The organism is Nocardioides sp. NPDC057577 (assembly GCF_042801335.1).
Taxonomy (GTDB): Bacteria; Actinomycetota; Actinomycetes; order Propionibacteriales; family Nocardioidaceae; genus Nocardioides.
In genome coordinates, this window is record NZ_JBHVGB010000260.1 from 1 (window position 1) to 5476 (window position 5476).

Genomic DNA, 5476 nt, shown 5'->3' on the forward strand with positions numbered 1-5476 from the left:
TCCTTAGAGAATGCCAAGAGTCTCCGGGACCGGCGGACCGGTCCCGGAGACTCTGTTGGATATCGCCGAGGTTCGCTCAGTTCGCCGATTCGCCCTCGGCGGCAGCCGGAGAAGTTGAGCTCAGCGCGTCGACGCCCGCCTCCTTGCGCTGCTCGGGGGTGATCGGCGCCGGAGCGGCGGTGAGCGGGTCGTAGCCGGCACCCGTCTTCGGGAAGGCGATGACGTCGCGGATCGAGTCGGTGCCGGCGAGAAGGGCGACGACGCGGTCCCAGCCGAAGGCGATGCCGCCGTGGGGCGGGGCACCGAACTTGAACGCGTCGAGCAGGAAGCCGAACTTCTCCTCGGCCGCCTCCTCGCCGATCCCCATCAGGTCGAAGACCCGCTTCTGGACGTCCTCGCGGTGGATACGGATCGAACCGCCGCCGATCTCGTTACCGTTGCAGACGATGTCGTAGGCCCAGGCGAGCGCGTTGCCGGGGTCCTTGTCGAAGCTCTCGACGTCCTGCGGGCTGGTGAAGGCGTGGTGGACCGCGGTCCACTCCCCCGCGCCGACCGCGACGTCACCGGACTCGACGGCCTCAGAGGCGGGCTCGAGCAGCGGCGCGTCGACGACCCACAGGAAGCTCCAGTCGCCGTCCTTGCGAAGGTCGAGGCGGTTGCCGATCTCCAGCCGGGCGGCACCCAGCAGGGAGCGGCTCGACTTGGGCGCACCGGCGGCGAAGAAGATGCAGTCGCCGGGGTTGGCGCCGACGTGAGCGGCCAGTCCGGCGGCCTCGGTCTCGGAGAGGTTCTTGGCGACCGGACCGGTCAGCGAGCCGTCCTCCTGGACCAGGACGTACGCCAGGCCCCTGGCGCCACGCTGCTTGGCCCAGTCCTGCCAGCCGTCGAGCTGACGCCGCGGCTGGCTCGCGCCACCCGGCATCACCACGGCGCCGACGTAGGCCGCCTGGAAGACGCGGAACGTCGTCTCGGAGAAGTAGTCGGTGCACTCGGTGATCTCGATGCCGAAGCGCAGGTCGGGCTTGTCCGAGCCGTACTTGGCCATCGCGTCGGCGTAGGTCATCCGCGGCAGCGGGAGCGGCACGTCGTAGCCGATCAGCTTCCACAGCGCCGCGACGATCTCCTCGCCGAGCGCGATCACGTCGTCCTGCTCGACGAAGCTCATCTCGATGTCGAGCTGGGTGAACTCCGGCTGCCGGTCGGCGCGGAAGTCCTCGTCGCGGTAGGCGCGCGCCAGCTGGTAGTAGCGCTCCATGCCACCGACCATGAGCAGCTGCTTGAACAGCTGCGGGGACTGCGGCAGGGCGTACCACGAGCCCGGCTGCAGGCGCGCGGGCACCAGGAAGTCGCGTGCGCCCTCGGGGGTGCTGCGGGTCAGCGTCGGCGTCTCGATCTCGACGAAGTCGTGGCCGTCGAGCACGTCGCGGGCAGCCTTGTTGGCCTTCGAGCGCAGCCGGATGGCGTTGCCGGGCGCGGTGCGGCGCAGGTCGAGGTAGCGGTGCTTGAAGCGTACGTCCTCGCCGACCTCTACGTGGTCGTCGATCGGGAACGGCAGGGCGGCCGCGGCGGAGAGGACCTCGAGGTCCTTGGCGACGATCTCGATCTCGCCGGTGGCGAGGTTGGGGTTGCGGTTCTCGTCGGTGCGGGCGACGACCTCGCCGGTGACCTTGATGCAGTATTCGTTGCGGAGCGCGTGGGCGATCTCCTCGTCACGTACGACGACCTGGACCACGCCGCTGGACTCACGCAGATCGAGGAACGCGACCCCGCCGTGATCGCGTCGACGGCCTACCCAGCCGGCGAGGGTCACGGTCTGGCCGACGTGCTCGGCACGCAGGGTGCCGGCGTCGTGGGTGCGGATCACTTCTTCTCCTCGTTGTTCGCGACGACCTGGGGCTTCAGGTCGCTCTCGTTCTGCGGCGTCCAGGTGGCCGGGTCGGCCGGGACCTGATCGCCGGTGCGGATGTCCTTGATCTCGTAGCCACCTTCGGTCGCGAAGAGGACGTACGGGATGCCGCGGCGCTCCGCGAAGCGGATCTGCTTGCCGAACTTGGCGGCGTTCGGCGAGACCTCGCAGGCAACATTGTGAGCGCGCAGCTGCTGGGCCGCCGAATCGGCCTCCGCCCGGCTCTCCTCGTCGGCGACGGCGACCAGCACGGTGCTCGGGACCTTGCGGTCCCCGTCGAGCACGCCCTTGGCCACGAGGGGCACCAGGACGCGGCTCACGCCGAGCGAGATCCCGACACCCGGGTAGGTGGTCTTGCCATCGCTGGCGAGCGCGTCGTAGCGGCCACCCGAGCAGATGCTGCCCAGGGACTCGTAGCCGTCGAGGCGGGTCTCGAAGACGGTGCCGGTGTAGTAGTCCAGACCCCTGGCGATGCTCAGGTCGGCCACGACGCGTACGGAGTCGGTGTTGAGAGGCGCGGTGGCGGTGATCAGCGTGGCCAGCTCGCTCAGGCCCTCCTCGAGCAGCTCGCTCTCGACCCCGAGCGCGCGAACCTTCTCCACGAAGGAGTCGTCGGTGGCGGTGATCGTGGCAAGCTCGAGGCACTTGGCGGCCTGCTCGTCGCTCAGCCCCGCCTCGGAGACCAGCAGCTTGCCGACCTCGTCGGCCGGCATCTTGTCGAGCTTGTCGATGAGCCGCATGGTCTCCTCGACGTCGGGCGCGCCGAGACCGGCGTAGAAGCCCTGGATCAGCTTGCGGTTGTTGACCTGGAGCGTGAAGCCGGGCAGGAAGGTCAGCCTGCCGAGCGCCTCGAGCATGACCCGGGCGACCTCGACGTCGTGGTGGAACGGGAGCGTGTCGCGTCCGACGATGTCGATGTCGGCCTGCGCGAACTCGCGGAAGCGGCCCTCCTGCGGGCGCTCACCTCGCCAGACCTTCTGGATCTGGTAGCGGCGGAAGGGGAACTCCAGCTTGCCGGCGTTCTCGAGCACGTAGCGGGCGAAGGGGACGGTGAGGTCGAAGTGGAGCCCCATCCCCTTGTCGCGGTTGGAGTCGTCCTCCTGCAGGCGGCGCAGGACGTAGACCTCCTTAGAGGTGTCGCCCTTGCGCAGCAGCTGGTCCATCGGCTCGACGGCGCGAGTCTCGATGTTGCCGAAGCCGTGCAGCTCGAAGGTGTGGCTCAGGGTCGCGATGACCTCGCGCTCGACGGTGCGCTGGCTCGGCAGGAACTCCGGAAATCCGGAGAGCGGTGTTGGCTTGTTCATGGTGTGGTGATCAGGTCCTGAAGAAACGGGTTGGTGGCGCGCTCGCGCCCGATCGAGGTCTGTTCGCCATGGCCGGGGAGCACCACGATGTCGTCGGCGAGGGGCAGCACCTTGGTGGTCAGGGACTGCAGCATCGTGGCGTGGTCACCGCCGGGGAGGTCCGTACGCCCGATGCTGCCCGCGAAGAGCAGGTCGCCGGAGAACATCACGTCACTGACCTCGGCGTGGTCGGGGTAGGGAGTCCGGAAGGTGACCGACCCCTCGGTATGCCCAGGCGTATGGTCGATCAGGAAGCTCATCCCGGCCAGGTCGATGGCCTGCCCGTCGCTCAGCTCCCGGACGTCGTCGGGCTCCACGAAGTCGTAGGTCCCCTGCGGCATGCCGAGGAGCATCTGCGCCGACTCCGGCGAGATCCCCTGGAGCGGATCGGCGAGGAGGTGACGGTCGTTGGGGTGGATCCAGGCAGTGGAGTCGTACGTCTTGGATACCGGGGTCACGGACCACATGTGGTCGACGTGGCCGTGGGTGAGCAGCACCGCGACCGGCTTGAGGCGCTGCTCGCGGACGATCTCCTCGATGCCCTTGGCCGCGTCCTTCCCGGGGTCGATCACGACACACTCGGTGCCCGGACCGGTGGCGGCGACGTAGCAGTTGGTGCCCCACGGACCGGCGGGAAAGCCTGCGATCAACACGAGAAACACCCTATCCAGCGGTACAGTGCAGCGCCGCATCGTGGCGTCTGACTACGATGGGCATCCCGAGGTGTGCCGGGACACCACGGGGACCTGCAAGTTGAGCCGACCGGGACTGTGACGAGCACGGTGTCCGGCGGGGGAGATTTCATAAGAGGTTAGCGCCTCATGCGAAGAGTAGGGACATTGTGACCAGCGAGCAGTGGGGTCGGGTCGAGGAAGACGGAACGGTCTACGTGAAGACCGCTGAGGGCGAACGTTCCGTGGGGCAATACCCGGAAGGCACGCCAGAGGAAGCGCTTGCCTTCTTCACCAACCGGTTCGACCAGCTCGCCTTCGAGGTCGAGCAGCTCGAGCGGCGCGTGCATGCGGGTAAGACGTCGCCCGACGAGGCGACCGCGGCGGTCAAGACCGTCGTGGAGAAGGTGACCGACGCCAACGCGGTCGGTGATCTGGCCTCGCTGGTGGCGCGACTGGACGCTCTGGCGCCGGTCATCGCCACCCAGCGTGAGGCCCGTAAGGCCGAGCGGGCCGCGAAGGCGGCCGAGGCGAAGGTCGCCAAGGAGGCTCTCGTCGCCGAGGCCGAGAAGCTGGCCCAGAGCAACGACTGGCGCAACGGTGCCAACCGGCTGCGTGAGCTGCTCGACCAGTGGAAGGCGCTCCCCCGCATCGACCGCGGGTCCGACGACGCGCTGTGGCGACGCTTCTCGACCGCACGCACCGCCTACACGCGGCGCCGCAAGGCCCACTTCGCCGAGCTCAACGCCCGGCGCGAGGACGCCAAGGTGATCAAGGAGCGGATCATCGTCGAGGCCGAGCAGCTCTCGGCCTCCACCGACTGGGGCCCCACCGCCGGGCGCTACCGCGACCTCATGCGCGACTGGAAGGTCGCCGGTCCGGCCCCCAAGGACGTCGACGACAAGCTCTGGAAGCAGTTCCGGGCCGCCCAGGACGTCTTCTTCGGTGCCCGTGACTCCGCCAACGCGGCGCTCGACGCCGAGTTCGCGCAGAACGCCGTGGTCAAGGAGGGCCTGCTCGCCGAGGCGCAGGAGCTTCTCCCGCTGCTGGAGAAGGGCGACGACCTCGACGCCGTCAAGCGGTCCTTCCGTGACATCGCCGACCGCTGGGACGAGGCCGGCAAGGTCCCGCGCGACCGCATCAAGGAGCTCGAGGGCGCGATGCGCAAGGTCGAGCAGGCCATCAAGTCCGCCGAGGACGACCAGTGGCGCAAGTCCGACCCGGAGAAGTCCGCTCGAGCCGACGACATGATCGCCAAGCTCGAGGAGGCCATCGCCCAGGTCGAGAGCGACCTCACCAAGGCCCAGACCTCGGGTGACGCCCGCAAGATCAAGAGCCTCGAGGAGAACCTCGAGTCCCGCCGCCAGTTCCTGGAGATGGCCAAGCGCGCCAGCGCCGACTTCTCCTGACTCATCCGTCGACTCGGCGCTCTGTCCTCGCGACAGGCGCCGAGTCGGCGCGTTCTGAAGCAGAATACGGGCCAGTCGGGTCATACTGAAAAAAAAATACGCCCAGTAGGCTCGTCATAAACAGCCCACTAGGCGGGGTTTTAGTGA

Annotated in this window: 4 protein-coding genes; 1 reads left to right on the top strand and 3 read right to left on the bottom strand. The window is 68.3% G+C overall.

All coding sequences use genetic code 11. From position 1 onward, the window contains the following. Window positions 1–76: 76 nt before the first annotated feature. From aspS to ACFU7D_RS28360, 3 genes are read right to left on the bottom strand one after another with little or no spacing between them, the layout of a single operon-like run. Complete coding sequence (gene aspS, locus ACFU7D_RS28350; protein WP_378873567.1) at window positions 77–1864, bottom strand: aspartate--tRNA ligase; 1788 nt, start codon at window positions 1862–1864, stop codon at window positions 77–79. Then, on the bottom strand, window positions 1861–3210 hold the full coding sequence (gene hisS, locus ACFU7D_RS28355) for a histidine--tRNA ligase (protein ID WP_378873569.1): 1350 nt from the start codon (window positions 3208–3210) through the stop codon (window positions 1861–1863). The genes aspS and hisS overlap by 4 nt, the downstream gene beginning before the upstream one ends. Beyond that, window positions 3207–3902: an MBL fold metallo-hydrolase gene (locus tag ACFU7D_RS28360; protein WP_357339128.1), complete on the bottom strand. Its 696-nt coding sequence runs from the start codon at window positions 3900–3902 to the stop codon at window positions 3207–3209. The genes hisS and ACFU7D_RS28360 overlap by 4 nt, the downstream gene beginning before the upstream one ends. Window positions 3903–4090: 188 nt before the next feature. Here ACFU7D_RS28360 and ACFU7D_RS28365 point away from each other — a divergent pair, with 188 nt between their 5' ends. Then, entirely contained in the window at window positions 4091–5329 is a 1239-nt protein-coding gene (locus tag ACFU7D_RS28365) for a DUF349 domain-containing protein (RefSeq protein WP_378873571.1), read from the top strand. Window positions 5330–5476 lie beyond the last annotated feature (147 nt).

Excerpts from the sequence above, each read along its gene's own strand:
- hisS (WP_378873569.1), bottom strand. The coding sequence starts at position 3,210 with ATGAACAAGCCAACACCGCTCTCCGGATTTCCGGAGTTCCTGCCGAGC.